General features: G+C 64.1%; 14 protein-coding genes. 11 read left to right on the top strand and 3 right to left on the bottom strand.

Annotated elements, in window-relative coordinates; translation table 11 throughout:
- From alaS to M8859_RS14765, 3 genes are all read right to left on the bottom strand, one after another.
- Entirely contained in the window at positions 1-2,673 is a 2,673-nt protein-coding gene (gene alaS, locus M8859_RS14775; protein ID WP_249644370.1) for an alanine--tRNA ligase, read from the bottom strand.
- A gap of 164 nt (positions 2,674-2,837) precedes the next feature.
- On the bottom strand, positions 2,838-3,203 hold the full coding sequence (locus tag M8859_RS14770) for a DUF397 domain-containing protein (protein WP_249644369.1): 366 nt from the start codon (positions 3,201-3,203) through the stop codon (positions 2,838-2,840).
- A 2-nt stretch (positions 3,204-3,205) separates the two neighbouring features.
- The gene (locus tag M8859_RS14765; protein WP_249644368.1) at positions 3,206-4,069 is read right to left on the bottom strand and encodes a helix-turn-helix domain-containing protein; all 864 of its coding nucleotides are present in this window, start codon (positions 4,067-4,069) and stop codon (positions 3,206-3,208) included.
- Positions 4,070-4,218: 149 nt separating this feature from the next.
- Between M8859_RS14765 and M8859_RS14760 the strand changes: the two genes are divergently transcribed.
- The 11 genes from M8859_RS14760 (at position 4,219) to M8859_RS14710 (ending at position 15,341) form a co-directional block, all read left to right on the top strand.
- Positions 4,219-4,521: a hypothetical protein gene (locus tag M8859_RS14760; protein ID WP_249644367.1), complete on the top strand. Its 303-nt coding sequence runs from the start codon at positions 4,219-4,221 to the stop codon at positions 4,519-4,521.
- A 154-nt stretch (positions 4,522-4,675) separates the two neighbouring features.
- A complete protein-coding gene (locus M8859_RS14755; protein WP_249644366.1) occupies positions 4,676-5,149 on the top strand; it encodes a hypothetical protein in 474 nt (157 codons plus the stop codon).
- A gap of 3 nt (positions 5,150-5,152) precedes the next feature.
- Complete coding sequence (locus tag M8859_RS14750; protein WP_249644365.1) at positions 5,153-5,608, top strand: DUF4254 domain-containing protein; 456 nt, start codon at positions 5,153-5,155, stop codon at positions 5,606-5,608.
- The gene (locus tag M8859_RS14745) at positions 5,608-6,045 is read left to right on the top strand and encodes a DUF4254 domain-containing protein (RefSeq protein WP_249644364.1); all 438 of its coding nucleotides are present in this window, start codon (positions 5,608-5,610) and stop codon (positions 6,043-6,045) included. The genes M8859_RS14750 and M8859_RS14745 overlap by 1 nt, the downstream gene beginning before the upstream one ends.
- 205 nt (positions 6,046-6,250) lie before the next feature.
- On the top strand, positions 6,251-7,303 hold the full coding sequence (locus M8859_RS14740; RefSeq protein WP_249644363.1) for a nucleoside hydrolase: 1,053 nt from the start codon (positions 6,251-6,253) through the stop codon (positions 7,301-7,303).
- Positions 7,303-8,211 (top strand): SAM-dependent methyltransferase, encoded by a 909-nt coding sequence (locus tag M8859_RS14735; protein ID WP_249644451.1) that lies wholly within the window; start codon positions 7,303-7,305, stop codon positions 8,209-8,211. The genes M8859_RS14740 and M8859_RS14735 overlap by 1 nt, the downstream gene beginning before the upstream one ends.
- Positions 8,208-8,555 (top strand): hypothetical protein, encoded by a 348-nt coding sequence (locus M8859_RS14730; protein ID WP_249644362.1) that lies wholly within the window; start codon positions 8,208-8,210, stop codon positions 8,553-8,555. Before M8859_RS14735 ends, M8859_RS14730 begins: the two co-directional genes overlap by 4 nt.
- Before the next feature lie 405 nt (positions 8,556-8,960).
- Entirely contained in the window at positions 8,961-10,778 is a 1,818-nt protein-coding gene (locus tag M8859_RS14725) for an N-6 DNA methylase (RefSeq protein WP_249644361.1), read from the top strand.
- Positions 10,775-12,058: a restriction endonuclease subunit S gene (locus M8859_RS37260; RefSeq protein WP_249644360.1), complete on the top strand. Its 1,284-nt coding sequence runs from the start codon at positions 10,775-10,777 to the stop codon at positions 12,056-12,058. The genes M8859_RS14725 and M8859_RS37260 overlap by 4 nt, the downstream gene beginning before the upstream one ends.
- A complete protein-coding gene (locus M8859_RS14715) occupies positions 12,055-14,997 on the top strand; it encodes a type I restriction endonuclease subunit R (RefSeq protein ID WP_249644359.1) in 2,943 nt (980 codons plus the stop codon). The genes M8859_RS37260 and M8859_RS14715 overlap by 4 nt, the downstream gene beginning before the upstream one ends.
- Positions 14,997-15,341, top strand: coding sequence for a M48 metallopeptidase family protein (locus tag M8859_RS14710; RefSeq protein WP_249644358.1), 345 nt, complete (start codon positions 14,997-14,999; stop codon positions 15,339-15,341). Before M8859_RS14715 ends, M8859_RS14710 begins: the two co-directional genes overlap by 1 nt.
- Positions 15,342-15,821: the final 480 nt, after the last annotated feature.

The following is a 15,821-nucleotide window of genomic DNA, read 5'->3' as shown; positions in this document are numbered from 1 at the left end:
TCAGGGCGTGGTCTTCTGTCCGACTGTCTCGCGCACCAGTCGCAGGGCCTCGCTGGTGGCGAGCGGGTCGGTGCCGCCGCCCTGGGCGATGTCGGGTTTACCGCCGCCGCCGCCCTTGAGGGCCTTGGAGGCGACGCGCACCAGGTCACCGGCTTTGAGCCCGCGCTCCTGCCCGGCCTGGTTGACGGCTGCGACCACGATGGGTTTGTCGTTGGACAGTGCAGTCACGACGACCACCGACGCATCGTTGCCGAGATACTTGCGCGCGTCGAGGACAACGTTGCGCAGCTCGTCGGCGGTAGCGGGCTCGGACAGGTGCTCGGCGACCACTGCGACACCACCGATCGAGGTGGCTTTGCCCACGAGATCCTTTGAGAGATTCCGCAGCAGATCGGCCCGGAAGCGGCCGAGCTGCTTCTCGGCGTCGCGGAGCTGCTTGACCAGTGCGGCGACGCGATCACCGATTTCCGGGGTCGGCACATTCAGGATGTCGCTCACCTTGACCGCGAGCGCGCGTTCCTTGGCAAGGTACCGGTAGGCATCGATACCGACATAGGCTTCCACCCGGCGCAGACCCGACCCGACCGAGGACTCACCGATCACCGTCAGTGGACCGACCTGCGAGGAGTGCCCGACATGGGTACCACCGCACAGCTCGCGTGACCACTGCCCGCCGATCTCGACCACACGGACGTCTTCGTCATAAGTCTCACCGAACAGCGCCAAGGCACCGATCTCCCGGGCCTTGGGCAGCGGCATGTACTCGACGGCCACGGGCAGGTCCCGGCGGATGGCGAGGTTGGCTACCTCCTCGACCTCGGTCCGGGTCTCGGGTGAGAGGCCACCGGTCCAGGAGAAGTCCAGGCGCAAGTAGCCGGGCTTGTTGTAGGAACCGCTCTGCAAGGCGGTCGGCCCGAGGACCTGACGCAGGGCCGCGTGCACGATATGGGTTCCCGAGTGGGCCTGACGGGCACCGAGTCGCCATTCCGGGTCGACCTGGGCCAGCACCGACGCGCCCTCGGCGATCTCCCCGCGCCGGACCTTGACCTGGTGGACCCAGAGCTTACGGGCGATCTTCTGGACGTCGAGGACCTCGAGGTCGACACCATCTGCGGTGATCACCCCGGCGTCGCTTTCCTGCCCACCGGCCTCGGCGTAGAGCGGCGTGCGGTCCAGGACGAGTTCGACGATGTCGCCCTCGGCGGCCGAGCGGATGCGTTCGCCGTCGCGGATGAGACCTCGCACAGTGGCCTCGGAGGTGAGTTCGCCGTAGCCGGTGAACTCGGTGGGGCCTTGAGCGAGCAGGTCACGGTAGACGCCGGACTCGCCGTGGCCGCCTGATTTGCGGGCGGCGGCGTCGGCTTTGGCGCGGGCGCGCTGCTCGGCCATCAGCTCCCGGAACCCGGTCTCGTCCACCTTCAGCCCGGCCTCGGCGGCCATCTCAAGAGTGAGGTCGATCGGGAAGCCGTAGGTGTCGTGAAGCTGGAAAGCCTTATCGCCGGGCAGGACCCGGGCGTCGGCCTTGCGAAGTTCGGAGGCAGCCAAATCGAAGATCGCGGTACCCGAACGCAGGGTTTGAGTGAAAGCGGCTTCCTCAGCGACAGCGATGCGGTCGATTCGCTTGTGCTCGTCTTCGAGTTCGGGATACATCGGGCTCATCGCCTTGACCGTGCGCGCGACCAGCTCGTGCACGACTGGATCGTCCGACCCGAGGAGTTTCATCATGCGCACAGCGCGGCGCAGAATGCGGCGCAGGATGTAGCCGCGACCCTCGTTGGAGGGGCTGACGCCGTCACCGATGAGCATGACGCTGGTGAGAATGTGATCGGCGACCACACGCAACCGCACGTCCTCGGTGACCCCGGCACCGTACTTGGCTCCGCTGAGTTCAGCGGCCAAGTCGAGGATTTGGCGGGTGGTATCGATGTCGAAGATGGTCGGCACATTTTGAAGCAGCAGGGCCATGCGTTCGAGACCGAAACCGGTGTCGATGTTCTTCGACGGCAGATCCCCGAGGATCTTGTAACCCTCCTTGGCGGGGCCTTCGCCTCGGATGTTCTGCATGAACACGAGGTTCCAGATTTCGAGGTAGCGCTCGTCGTTGGCGACCGGCCCGCCCTCCTGACCGAAGTCGGATCCGCGGTCGAAGCAGATTTCCGAGCACGGCCCGCATGGGCCGGGCACGCCCATCGACCAGAAGTTCTCCGACATGCCCAGGCGCTGGATGCGGTCCTTGGGCACGCCGACCTCGCGGCGCCAGATGTCCTCGGCCTCGTCGTCATCGAGGTAGACGGTGACCCACAGCTTGTCCTCGGGCAGCCCAAGTCCGCCGTCGCTGACCGAGCTGGTCAGGAACTCCCAGGCGTAGGGGATTGCCTTCTCTTTGAAGTAGTCACCGAAGGAGAAGTTGCCGAACATCTGGAAGAACGAGCCGTGACGGCTCGTTTGGCCGACCTCTTCGATGTCGACGGTCCGCACACACTTCTGCAAGCTGGTGGCCCGCTTGTACGGGGCCGGGGCCTCGCCGAGGAAGTACGGTTTGAACGGTGCCATACCCGCGTTGATCAGCAGCAGGGTCGGGTCGTCAGCGATCAACGATGCTGACGGTACGACGGTATGGCCCCGCTTCTCGAAGAAGCTGAGGGCGCGGCTCCTGATGTCGGCCGAGTACATAGACGCCTTCCAGAGTGGTCGAGGGATGTCACAGCCGCCCCGAGTAGGCGAGCTGGATCAAGCATCCATCGTAAGGCGACCAGGTTCGACCGGTTTTAGCGCCCTGCGTCCGCCGTAGGAGATTGTGCAGGCCCGGCAGACTGATCGACCAAACTGTCCGGAGGTCAGGGTGCCGTGAACTCCCCATCGATGACGCCCTTGGCGAAGGCGTCCATTTCGTCAGGAGTGAATTTCAGTTCGGTGTCTGGGCTGCTGAAGGTCGCTGCGCCATCAGGGTGGACAGTCACTCGCAGAGTCTCACCCACCGCGAAGGAGGTCATGCTGACTGTGCGGTCACAGACCTCGGCCCACAGGCTGATCGGTATCTCAATCTGGGGCTGTGTCATGCCGTGGTTGGCGGGGTTTCGGCGGAACTTGGTGTCGCGGACAAGGATCGCGTCGCTCTCGATCTTGACCTCAACGCACGCGCCACCGTTGTTGCCGCTGAAGGTACTGGTCGTCCACTCGCTCAGGCGGATGTTGGTGGTCATCCTCACTCCATGTTCCTAATCTTCGAGATCCGACTCCGGATGGCGCTTGCCGTGTCCTCCGCTGAGAGCGCTCTATCTATGAGTCGATCCGCGATCAATGTATACAAGTCTACGTCGGCGCGTTCTTGCAGGTAGAGGGCGCCGGTGTGGTACTCGATGTAAGCGATCCCGCGAGCCTCGGTGAAGTTCAGCAGGATGAACGGATTCGATAGCCCGTCGTGGTTCCCGACCGCTGTAGGGATGACGCGCAGGTCGATGTTCGGCAAGGTCATCAGTTCGAGGACATGCTCGAACTGCTCGATCATCACCGCCGCGCCGCCGAAGGGCCGATCGAGTACTGACTCTTCCACCACCGCGCTGATCTGGAGCGGCTTGTCAGCGTCAGCCACCCGTTGCCGGTCGATACGTGCACGAGCGGTCTGAGCGACATCCTTGGCGGGTATGTGGAGGCTGTCGCCAACCACGGCTGTGGCGTAGTCGAGTGTTTGCAGCTGACCGGGAAAGAAGCTGTTGGTGTACTCGAATTGCCGCTGGGCCAGCTTCTCAAGGCCGACGTACAGCTTGAACCAGTCGGGCCAAACGTCGTCGTTGCGCGTGGATAGAACGCCATGGTCGGCACGGACCGCGAGCGAGACCACCCACTCGACATCTTCAGCGGGTGCGTTGTAGAGCCGCATCAACTGGGCGACGTGGTCGGCGCTCTGGGCAGTTTCGCCGCTCTCCATGTAGCTCAACTTGCCTGACGTGAAGCCGATGTGCTTCGCGGCGGCTTGCTGCGTGACGCGTGCGCTGGTTCTCGCTGCCTTGAGCGCGCTCCCAACAAGGAACCGCAGGGCCGACGCATCTGATAGCTCGTCGTCGCGCATCCGATCCTTCCGTCCTCGCCGATGCTTCCGCCCAAACTACCGCATCGGATTGACTTGAAATCTAGCGCCAAACTCGATTTTAAGTTTAAATCTGATTGTGACTTCAAATGTGGGTTGAACTCTCTTCCCCAGCTCAGAGGCGGTTAGACATGCCGAAACGAAACGGTGAGCGATCGTTGACCGGTGATGCTCAGATCGGGCATCACGCCCGTTGCGTTGGTCAGGACCAGTGGGTGGTGAGCTTCCTACCTGGCAGGACGCTGTCGAAGAACCAAGCGAGCGCTGCCTTGCGCGTTGCCGAAGAGGTGAACGCGCTCGGCGACTACGCGGCTGCGCTGGGTTTGACGGTGCTCGAACTCGTCGGGTTGGCGATGATGGACAGCTCGGCGGAGCGGCTGTGGTCGCTCGGTGACGCCGCGCAGGCCCTCTCACGGCTGGGCCGCGCGCGGTGACCGGCGCCCAAGCCGCCGCCTCGGCTGCGGCGGTCGCGGCGTTCAGTGCGGGTGCTGCACGAGGCCATCAGGCTGCCGCCCTCGAGTTGGCAGAACTCGATGCGGCCCTGGACGCGGTGGCATGGCGCGTGTTCGAGGTTCGGGCGGTAGTGCGGTGATGTTCGAGAGATGTCACAGTGCACGGGAGGTCGCCGAGGCGTACCGGCGGCGCGGATTCATCGTGTCGTGCGCGTTCGATCGCGTGTTCGTGGTCGCGTCGCTGAGGTTGGGTGCGGTGGTGATGCCCGCGCCGCTGGGTGGGCGGGTGCGGAAGGCACTGCTCGACACGGGCAAGTTCGCCTCGGTGCCGGTCTTGACCCATGCCCGCCCGGATCGGGAGTGGGTGTTCCTGGTCGGCCCGGCCTGGGGTGCCGGAATGTCGACGCCGACCGTGGCGAGCCTGGAGGCGCACGGGGTGCGAGTCCTCGACGCTCGGCAACGGATCTGGTTGCCGATGACCGATCACCCGACCAGCTGGCATTGGATCTCGGAGCCGGTTAACGCCACATCGATCCCGTCGCGCACCACTGTGGCGTGCCGCGCCCGCGACCTCCTCAGTCCCACGCGGTCGTCGCGGGCGCGGAGGTGAGTGATGGCCTTCACCCCAGACGACGATGCGAGGGTGCTGCCCTCGGGGGAATCGCTGCTCTCAGCTATCCGTGGCCATCACGTCGACGCCCACCGGCTGGCACGGTTCGCCGCCGAGTTCGGGAGGCTGTATCAGGGCTACCCGGCGTGGTTGGGGTGCGGATGTCGCTGCGGCAGCGGCGAACTCGTGCTCGCCGTCGATACGTGGGCGGCCATGCATCTGCCGGTGCCGCGTTCGGGGGCGCGGTTGCACACCGAGACTCTCGGTGCGGTTATCGACCGCCTGGCTCGTAGCCAGGTGCGCGCCTACCACCTGTTGATGACTGTGGATGATGTGGCAGATCCGCAGGTGCACGCGGCCTGGTATCGGCTGGCGGAGCTGGTGGATGGCTACACCGATCTCGCCGACGCACTGACGCAGCGGTCGGTGCGGTTGCCCGCGCTCGGAGACGGTTGCTGATGAGACCTGTGCTGCCGGGCAAGGACGAACTGCTCATGGCCTGCCGTGGCTTCCCGCTGCCCGCCGACGACCCGGTGCTGAGCGCGGCTGCCGAACTGGCCGTTCTGCATCAGCGGCGTGAACAGACAGCGTGGGAAGCGCTGGCGGTGATCGACGCGCACCGTGCCCGGTTGATGGACACCATCGACACCTGGGTGCAGGTGGTGATCCCGGAACCGGCCTCGGGCGCGCGGGTCCACACCCAGACGATGGGCCAGGTCATCGACCGCCTTGCCGAGTTGACCGCCCACACCTACACCGCGCTGGCGGGCGCTTCCGAAGAGGTGTTCTGGGATTCAGCGGAAGTGGTCGATGACCTCGCCATCGCCTACGCCGACCTGGTCGAAGAACTCCTCGCCGGTACCCGCCGCTTACCGATGACCACGACCTCGGTGTAGCCCGCCGCTCGGCTTACCTTCCCCTACCTGCCCGCGGCTTCGGCTCGAGGTTCGCCCGTGCAGCTACCACCCACCCACTTGATGAAGGGAGCAACCCCGTGTCCGAGAACCCTGATCTTCGTGACCGCCCCGATCCGCTGCCGAGGATCGCCGAACCCCTCCGCGCCGACCTGATCGCCGCGCCACCGGATGGACGGTGGCGGCCATGATCCGGTTCCCGCTGGCCGGTGACCCCCGCCGCACCGTCACCATCCGGCCCTACGTGCCACCACAACCCTCACAGCACAACCCGTTTCACCCCGATGAAGGAGAACCGAACATGCCCAACCATGTCCCGTCGACCGACCTGTGGACCGCCCAACCCGAACCCGCAAGCGATGGCCTCGTGATGCTGTCGACCGACATCGCCTATGACCCAGACGATTTCGTGGCGTTGGTGCTCGCAGCGCGGCTGGTGCCGCCCGGCCAGCTGGTGGTCGTGACCGCGGATGAGATCGGCGGCCTGCGCGCACAGTTCGCCCGCCGCGTGCTGGACTGGCTGGACCGCAGCGAGGTACCGGTCATCGAAGGTATCGACCTCGGCGGCAAGCGCCGGTTTCTGGCCGATCCCGGCCAGCAGATCCCCGCCTACATACGCCCGACGCCCGAGGAACGCGAGAACCGTCACCACGCGATGATCGATGTCCTCGCCGACATGATCGCCTCGGCTGACGGCCCGGTGCGGTGGGTGGGGTGTGGTCCGATGGCCGAGCTGGCGGCGGTGCTCACTGCCGCACCGGAGTACGCCGAGCAAGTGGTTGTCACCCAGATGGGCGGATGGCTGGACCACTATCGCGACCTCGAACGCGCTTCCCACAACTTCCACACCGACATGAGTTCAGCCGGCCTCGCCCTGCGGATACTGTCCCGCCCGAGGTTGGTGATGTCCGAGCACACCAACCATCCCGCGATCCGGGTGACCGAGGACTGGGCGCTGGTCGATGCCTTGAACGCCGATTCCGCCCCGGAGTGTGCGCGATGGCTGTCCACGCATTTCCACCGCTGGTTCGCTGTCAAGGACGGCTCCTGGATGCACGACCCACTGGCCCTGTCGGCCGCCCTCGGCTATCCGTTCGTGAAGTTCACCAGCGAGCGGATCCGCATCGGCCACGACGCGCGCCTGTACCGCAACCCGTACGGACGCCCGATGCAAGTATCGGCCGAGGTCGACTACGAAGCGTTCCGGGACTGGATGCAGTCGGTGGTGACGAACTGGTGATGTGCCCCACCTGCGGTCAGACGGCCCAACTGGCCTGTGACCCGGACACGATCCGGGCGCGTGAGCGCGCGGTCAACGCCGAGCTGTCGGGGCCGACACATGCTCGCGTCCTCGATGCTCTGCTGCCCGTCGACCTCGACCGTCCTTACGACCCTGACCAGATATCCGGCAAGGACAACTTCGCCTGCGACCGCAACATGACCGCGCTGTTGGCCCGTCGCGCCCCGGGATTCCGGGCCAGCGTCCACGCCGGGCACATGTTCTTACTGCGCGCGGTGGCGGAGCTGGCGCGGGCGGGGGTCTCACAGTTCGCTGTCATCGGGTGCGGATTCCCGCGGAAACGCAACGTGCACAACGTTGCCCGCGAGATCAATCCGGCCGCCCACGTGCTCTACCTCGATGACAGCGCGTTGGTGGCGGCACACGGGCGCGCCTTGCTCATGGGCGAATCCCGGTTCATGCGGGCCGATCCGGGTGACCCGGCAGCGATCCTGGCCGCTATCGGCCACCCGCACGGCCCGACAGGCTGGCTCGACCCCCGCGAGCCGATCGCGCTGGTGTTCGGGTCGTTGGTCCTGGAACAACTCGACGCGCCCGGACCCGTGATCGCGGAACTCGTCGCTGCACTGGCCAGCGGGTACGTGGCGGTGACCCACATCTGCACCGACACCGCCACCGTCACCGACGTCGCCCGGCGCGCAGCCGCCGTCTACACCGCCCACAACCTGACACTGCGGCCCCGCACGACCCGCGACGTCACGACCATGCTGACAGGGCTGGAATTACTCGGCCCCGGCCTGACAGTCGCCCAGGACTGGACGCCCGGCCCCGCCGCCAGCCCCGGCACGGGCGAGGTGAGCGGACGCTGCTGCTGGGCCGCACTCGGAACATGGGGAGCGACCCGATGAGACCCGAGGACCTACCCGGGCGCGGCGGCCGTGACACGGCCAGGCTCGCCCACCGCACGCCCCTGCCCGCAATCCAGGACAGCACCATCGCCGACACCGATTGCGCGGTCGATCCCGGTCACCTCCGCCCCGACGACGCGATCCGCACCCTCAGCGTCCACCACCACTGCCCATCGCCCTGTCACCCACGCGAACGGGCACTGTCGGTACTGGGCACCGAATACAGTGCGGCAGCAACGCCAAGCGCGCGTCGGCCCGCGCGTGCACTGGACGAACTGGACCAACGGCTGGCCGAACTGATCCGCGAATACCTACGCCACGTCGCCGAACGCGCCGACCCGTAGCCACAGGCGCGCCAGAACCAGCCCAGACGGCATCGTCGTCTGGGCTCGTCTCATTCCTGCCCGCACATCGGACATCGCTCAAGGATTCGGGCATGTGTCCTAACCACTGTCACCTCATCGTGCAGCAGCCCTGATCGCCTCTGAACTGTAGGGCGTAGCGCGGACACAGCCAGTTCCACGAACGTAAGTTCGACTTACCAGCCACCGAAACCCCGACGATCCTCCAGGGAAAGCTCGGTTCCACGCTGTCGTCTCAGTGACTTGAATCCCTCAGCGCCGCAAACTGGCGACTTGCATCGCCAACTCGGCGACAAGCTCCGGAAGTAACGGAAATACTGCGGGCGACCACCTCGGCATCCCCAAGCCAGCTTGATCTTGCTATGTCATATCGCAAAGATAGCAAACATGACATCTTTGGACGTGCCTGCGACGCTGCGCACCATCCGGGTCAACCTTAACCTCACTCAGGCTGAGCTGGCCGAGAAGCTCGGCGTCTCCTTTGCGACAGTCAATCGGTGGGAAGGCGGCGGCAACAAGCCCCAGAAGGCGGCTATGGCACTGATCGCAGAAGCGGCCGCTGAGGCCGGGATCGACGTCGGCGACGTCGAGGCGACCTCCGGTCCGGCCCCAAGTCGCCGTCGCGGCCGTGGCCGCGCGCCGACCGCGCCGAGCACCAAATCTATGGAACAGATGCTGTGGGACGCTGCCTCGTCGATCCGTGGCGAGAAGGACGCGCCCAAGTTCAAGGACTACCTGTTGCCGCTGCTATTTATGAAGCGACTCTCCGATGTATTCGACGACGAGATTAGTCGGCTCGCGGAGGAATTCGGCGACCAGGAGATCGCCCTTAAAATCGCCGAGTCGGACCACAGCCTGCTGCGCTTCTACCTGCCGCCCGAGGCCCGCTGGAGCGTGATCTCGGGTCGTACGTCGTATGACTGGCCGGTCGACGAGCGCGGTCGTTCGACCCAGCCACGAGACGTCGGGGAGCACCTCACCAAGGCGGTGCGTGCGGTCGTACGGCACAACCCCGACCTTTCAGGTGTCATCGACGTGGTCGATTTCGCTTCCGAGCGGAACGGCGAGAGTGACATTAACCCGGCCAAGCTGCGCGGTGTCGTCGAGACCTTTTCCGATCCGCGTTATCGCCTGGGACTCGCCGACGTACAGCCCGACTTCCTTGGGCGAGCCTACGAGTACCTCCTTCGGAAGTTCGCCGAGGGTTCGGGCCAGAGCGCGGGCGAGTTCTTCACGCCTACTGAGGTCGGGTTCCTGATGGCCCACATCTTGAGGCCTAAACCTGGGGAAACGTGCTACGACTATGCCTGTGGGTCGGGCGGGCTCCTCATCAAGCTGCAGTTGGTTGCGCGAGAGCTCGATCCCACCAGCAAGGTGCCGCTTAAGATGTATGGCCAAGAGCTTCAGGCCGAGAGCTACGCCGTTGCCCGGATGAACACGATCATTCACGACATGGACGTCGACCTGCAGCGTGGCGACACCATGATCAATCCGAAGTTCCGTGATGCCAGCGGCTCCCTCATTCGTTTCGACGTCGTCGTTGCCAATCCTATGTGGAACCAGCCCTTCGACCCGGAGCTGTTCACCGACGACCCGTTCGACCGGTTCATGAAGTCGGGTGGTGCGACTTCGGGTCGGGGCGACTGGCCCTGGCTGCAGCACACCATCGCCACGATGAACGACGGCGGCCGGGCCGCAGTCGTTCTCGACACCGGCGCGGTCACGCGTGGCTCCGGCGCAGCGAAGGATGATAAGGAGCGCAACATTCGGCAGTGGTTCGTCGACCACGACATGATCGACGGCGTGATCCTGCTGCCTGACAATCTTTTCTACAACACGACGGCTGCAGGCGTGATCATCGTTCTGAACAAGCGGAAGCCTGCCAACCGCAAGAACAAGGTCGTGCTGGTGAACGCCAGCCGCCGGTTCCTCAAGGGCAGGCCGAAGAACTACCTCGATAAGGAGGACATCAAGGAGCTGGCCACGCTTTTCCACACCGGCGAACCCGTCGACGGTGAGGTGGCGGTCGTCGAACTCAACGACATCAAGGGAGCGGATTACAACCTCAGTCCCGCACGATGGGTCACGCGGATCAACGACCAGGAGCACCGGGCGGTTAAGGAGATCGTCGCGGACCTCCTGAGCCTCGACGAGCGGGCGAAGCAGATCGACCTTGCACTCATGAAGATGGTGGAGAAGCTGTGAATGCTGCCTGGACACAGCGCCCACTAGGGGAGCTGTTCGAGATCGGCGCAGGAAAGACCATGTCGGCCGCAGCTCGTGCTGGCCAGGACAAGGTGCCGTTCCTCCGCACCTCTAACGTCTTCTGGGACCGACTGGACTTGAGCACCGTCGACGAGATGTCAATCCGGCCGAACGAACTGCCTGACAAGCTCGTGGAGGCTGGAGACCTCCTCGTATGCGAGGGTGGCGAGATCGGTCGTGCCGCGATTTGGGATGGCTCGATCGCCCCGATGTCGTTCCAAAACCACCTGCACCGCCTTCGTCCGAAGATTGATGACGTCGACCCACGGTTCTACGTGTACTTCCTCCAGGCCGCTTTCACCCAGCTGGGAATCTTCGAGGGCGCGGGCAACAAGACCACGATCCCGAACCTCAGCTCTAGGCGCCTGGCGGCGTTGGAGGTACCTCATCCGCCCCTCTCGGAGCAGTCGGCCATCGTGGACGCGCTCGCGCTCATTCGGGAGGCGATAGAGGTTCAGGAGGCCAGCGTCGCTGCTGCTGACTCGCTTCGAACGAGCACTATGTCGTCCGTCTATTCCAAGGGGCTGAACGGTGAATCGACCAAGCTCTGCCAGCTCGGGGAGATTCCGGAGAGCTGGGACGTCGTAGAGTTCTCTCAGCTGCGTCAGTCTCTGCGCTATGGGACCTCCCAGCGCTGTTCCGCGACGCCAGCGACGTATCCGGTCCTCCGCATCCCGAACATCTTGTCAGCCCGCATCGACGCTGCTGACCTGAAGTACTGCGATCTCTCGGAAAAGGAAGCGTCGCGCTACGAACTGGAGGATGGTGACCTCATCTTCATCCGCACCAACGGGGTCATCGAGCGCCTCGGTCTGTGTGCCGTCTACCGAGGCACTCCCAACAGTGCGCTGTACGCCTCGTACCTGATCCGCGCCCGACTGCTGGATGGCGTGGATCCCGACTTCGTCGCCTACTTCATGGGGTCGCCCGTCGGCATTGACCAGATCGGCTCTCGAGCAACGCCCGCCGCGGATGGTAAGTACAACCTAAACACTGGAATCATTGACTCTCTGCTTGTGCCTTTGCCTGGACTTGAGGAGCAGCAGGAGGTCGCGGCCGTTCTGCGTGCCATCGACCAGAAGCTGGACGTTCATCGGACTAAGCTCGCGCGGCTGGACGAGCTCTACCGGCGAATGCTGCACGACCTCATCACCGGAGCAGTCCTAGTCGACGAACTGGCCGTTCCGACTCGCGTGTCGCCAGAGGGGAGCGCCGCATGACCACGCTAAAGATCGGCGAGGGCCACACGGTCCAGTTCCCCATGGTGAAGCACGTGACAGAGGTCGGTTGGACGGTTATGACACCCGCCGAGGCCGAGGCCAAGCGCCAGGGACGCGCCAACATGCTTTTCCGCGACGAGTTGGAAGCCAAGCTCATCGGGTTCAACCCCTGGCTGAGCGACGACCAGTCGCGCGCCATCGTCGACACTATCGAGGCGCTGCCATCGACGATCGAGGGAAACCGCGACGTGCTCGGCTGGATACGGGGCGAGCGGCAGTGGTACGACGAGGTGGAGAAGCGGCACCGTCCGGTCCAGGTTGTTGACTTCCACAACCCGGGTAGCAACTCCTTCGTCGTGACGTGGGAGTGGAAGATCGAGCCGCTCGCTCGCAAGGGCAACCGGGCTGACGTGATGTTCGTAATCAACGGGCTGCCGGTCGCTATCGTCGAGCACAAGAACCCGAAGGACGGAGGAGCGCTTGATCGCGCCGTCAAGCAGCTCCGCCGCTATGAGCTGGAGACCCCGGAACTGCTGGCTGCTCCGCAGCTCTTCAACGTCACGCACGTGCTCGACTACTGGTACGGCGTCACGTGGAACGCCAACCGACGATTCATCTCGAAGTGGAAGCAGACGCCGGACGAAGAGTACCGGATCGCAGTCCAGGCCTTTTTCGAGCCGACCGACTTCCTGCGCACCCTCCAGCACTGGATCCTCTTCTACGTCGAGGATGGCGAGACCCGGAAGTCGGTATTACGCGAGCATCAGCGCCGCGCGATCGACAAGATCGTGGCCCGCTGCGCCGACCCGCAGAAAACCCGTGGTCTCATCTGGCACACCCAAGGCTCCGGTAAGACCTTCACGCTCCTCACCGCTGCCCGCCTGATTCTGGAGGAAAAGGACCGCTTCAATAACGGCACCGTCATCCTCGTCGTCGACCGAATCGAGTTGGAGGGCCAGCTTCGGGAGTGGGTCGACCGCCTACTCGGAGAGATGCAGGCGAACGACATTGCCGTGCGCCGGGTCAGTACCAAGACCGAGCTTCAGGAGCTGCTTGACGCAGATTTCCGCGGCCTGATCGTCTCAATGATCCACAAGTTCGAGGAGATCAAGAAGGGCAGCTCACCGCGCAACAACATCTTCGTCTTCATCGACGAGGCGCACCGGTCAGTCGCCAAGGACCTGGGTACTTATCTCATGGCCGCGCTACCGAACGCCACGATCATCGGCTTCACCGGAACGCCCGTTGAGAGCGCCAAGGGTGGCTCCGGGTCCTTTCAGATCTTCGGCACCCAGGACGAGACCGGCTACCTGGACAAGTACTCCATCAAAGAGTCGATCGAGGATGGCACGACGTTGCCCATTCGCTACATGATGGCGCCGTCCAGCATGAGGATCCCGACCGAGCAGTTGGACCAGGAATTTTTCGCGCTTGCTGAGGGCGAGGATGTCACCGACGTCGAGGAACTCAACCGGGTACTCGACCGGACGGTCGGCATCCGAGCCTTCCTCAGCGCCGATGATCGGGTCGAACAAGTCGCGGAGTTTGTAGCCAACCACTTCCAGGAAAATGTCGACCCGCTGCACTACAAGGCGTTCCTTGTCGCGGTCGACCGTGAAACCTGCGCCAAGTACAAGATGGCGCTTGACCGGCATCTGCCGCCAGAGTGGTCGGAGGTGGTCTATAGCAGCAACGCCTCGGATGCCGTCGACCGGCCCAAAGTGGCCGAATTGCAGCTCAGCGACACCCGCGAGCAAGAGGTGCGCAAGTATTTCAAGAAGCCCACCGAGCAGCCCAGAATCTTGATCGTCACGGACAAGCTGCTCACCGGCTACGACGCTCCGGTGTTGTACGCCATGTACCTCGATAAGCCGATGCGCGACCATGTGTTGCTCCAGGCGATCGCGCGGGTCAACCGCCCGTACGTCGACGCCCAGGGCGTCCAGAAGAGGGTCGGTCTGGTCATTGACTTCGTCGGCGTGCTGCGGGAGCTCCAGAAGGCCCTGCGCTTCGATTCGGCCGACATCGACGGGGCGATCGAGGACCTCGACACCATGATGGAAGACCTGCACCGGCGCATCCGGGATGCCACCGAGAACTACCTCCAGGTCGACTCCAAGGCCAGCCCCGACCAGCAGCTTGAGAAGGTTGTGTACGGCCGCTTCATCGACCCCGAGGCCCGTAAGACGTTCTTCGAGGACTATAAGGACATCGAGGCGCTTTGGGAGATCCTGTCGCCCTCGGCGGAACTGCGCGACCACATTCACACGTACAAGCGGCTCAGCCAGTTGTACGCTGCGGTGCGCAACGCCTACTCCGAGACCGGCTCCTTCCTTGGGGACCTGGAGTACAAGACCCGCCGGCTCATCGAGACCAGTGCGGAGCAGGAGGGCCTGGGCCGCATCGCCAAAGTCGTCACTTTCGATGTCGAGACACTGGAGCAGCTCAAAGGCGAGGACGGGCCGGACGAGGGCAAGGTCTACAACCTGCTGCGCGGTCTTCGGAAAGAGATGGACGAAGACCCGGCCAGGGCCGTAGTGCTCCGGGCCCTCAAAGAGCGCGCCGACCAGGTTATCAAGAACCTGGAGGAGCGCAAGACCACCGGCATGGCCGCGATGGACGAGATCGCGGCGTTGGTCGTCGAGAGGGAGGGGGCCCGCAAGGCCGCACAGGATTCCGGCCTAAGCGAAGTCGGCTTCGCGGTTCACTGGCAACTGAAGCAGGATGAGTCGTTCGCAGAGGCCGACCTGGACACCCTCGCCGTCGCAAAAGAAGTGGAGACCGTCCTCGCCAAGTTCCCGAATTGGGTCGAGAACCCGGATGAGCAGCGCCGCCTCCGCCTCAATCTCTACAAGCCGGTGATCAAACTAGGGGTCGAGAAGGGCAAGCGCGCGGTCGAACAGATCATGCAAGTGCTTGAGCAGACGGCAGGAGACTGATGTCCTCACTCTACCCAAACCAACAGCTTAAGCGGCGCGCCATGGCGTGGGCGCTCCGACTCAAGGTGAACCCGCAGCGCGTCGACATCGTCGAGATGCCTAAGAAGTGGGGCTCCTGCACGAGCGACGGCGTGGTGAGGTTCGCCGACGAACTGGCGGACACCGACGAGACGTTCCAGGACTACGTCATTGTGCACGAGCTGCTGCATCTCCGGTATCGGACTCACGGCAAGCGTTTCCAGGCCATGATGTCCGCCCTGGTCCCGAACTGGCGTGAGCTTGAACGACAGAGTCAACACTCCACGGAACGAGCTGGCCGTGAGCGACGAGAGGGGAGGTCCTGACAATCGCATTGCAAGGGCAAGACTTAGGGTCCGGCAGCAGCTCGACTCGCCGGAGGAGGTGTAATCCACCTACCTGACTCCCGCCCGTCACCCCGCAAGACCACGTGACCCGCTGTTTGGCCCAGCAGGTTGGCGCTAGCTTATACATCGCTCTGCCCGCAGCAACGTACTAATCGAGCCGAAAGAACGCACTCCGTTCGCCGCATCATGTTCGCTGATGGCCTGTTTGGATGCTGAGGCGTATCCGCGACAGCGGTGCATTGGGGTCCATGTAGGTCCGGCATGATTGCTCGCCAGCCGTCGCGGCTTGTCATCAAACCCGCCATTTAATGGCTGACGACAACCAACGAAACCCACACAGGCCAACGCTAGTAATAGATACCACAGCAAGAACTGGTGACTGTGCTCGTCGAAACGCCCCACCCGTACTCGCCGAAATTCCCCACCCGTGAGCGGTGTCGATTATAGGGGTTCGCGGTG

The organism is Nocardia sputi (assembly GCF_023501985.1).
Note: the sequence above shows the minus strand (reverse complement) of the source record. Positions and strands in the feature narration are given on the sequence as shown.

Coding starts and splice junctions, on each gene's coding strand:
- M8859_RS14725 (WP_249644361.1), top strand. CDS start 8,961: ATGACATCTTTGGACGTGCCTGCGACGCTGCGCACCATCCGGGTCAAC.
- M8859_RS14735 (WP_249644451.1), top strand. CDS start 7,303: ATGTGCCCCACCTGCGGTCAGACGGCCCAACTGGCCTGTGACCCGGAC.
- M8859_RS14750 (WP_249644365.1), top strand. CDS start 5,153: ATGGCCTTCACCCCAGACGACGATGCGAGGGTGCTGCCCTCGGGGGAA.
- M8859_RS14760 (WP_249644367.1), top strand. CDS start 4,219: ATGCCGAAACGAAACGGTGAGCGATCGTTGACCGGTGATGCTCAGATC.
- M8859_RS14740 (WP_249644363.1), top strand. CDS start 6,251: ATGATCCGGTTCCCGCTGGCCGGTGACCCCCGCCGCACCGTCACCATC.
- M8859_RS14710 (WP_249644358.1), top strand. CDS start 14,997: ATGTCCTCACTCTACCCAAACCAACAGCTTAAGCGGCGCGCCATGGCG.
- alaS (WP_249644370.1), bottom strand. CDS start 2,673: ATGTACTCGGCCGACATCAGGAGCCGCGCCCTCAGCTTCTTCGAGAAG.
- M8859_RS14770 (WP_249644369.1), bottom strand. CDS start 3,203: ATGACCACCAACATCCGCCTGAGCGAGTGGACGACCAGTACCTTCAGC.
- M8859_RS14765 (WP_249644368.1), bottom strand. CDS start 4,069: ATGCGCGACGACGAGCTATCAGATGCGTCGGCCCTGCGGTTCCTTGTT.
- M8859_RS14730 (WP_249644362.1), top strand. CDS start 8,208: ATGAGACCCGAGGACCTACCCGGGCGCGGCGGCCGTGACACGGCCAGG.
- M8859_RS14745 (WP_249644364.1), top strand. CDS start 5,608: ATGAGACCTGTGCTGCCGGGCAAGGACGAACTGCTCATGGCCTGCCGT.
- M8859_RS14715 (WP_249644359.1), top strand. CDS start 12,055: ATGACCACGCTAAAGATCGGCGAGGGCCACACGGTCCAGTTCCCCATG.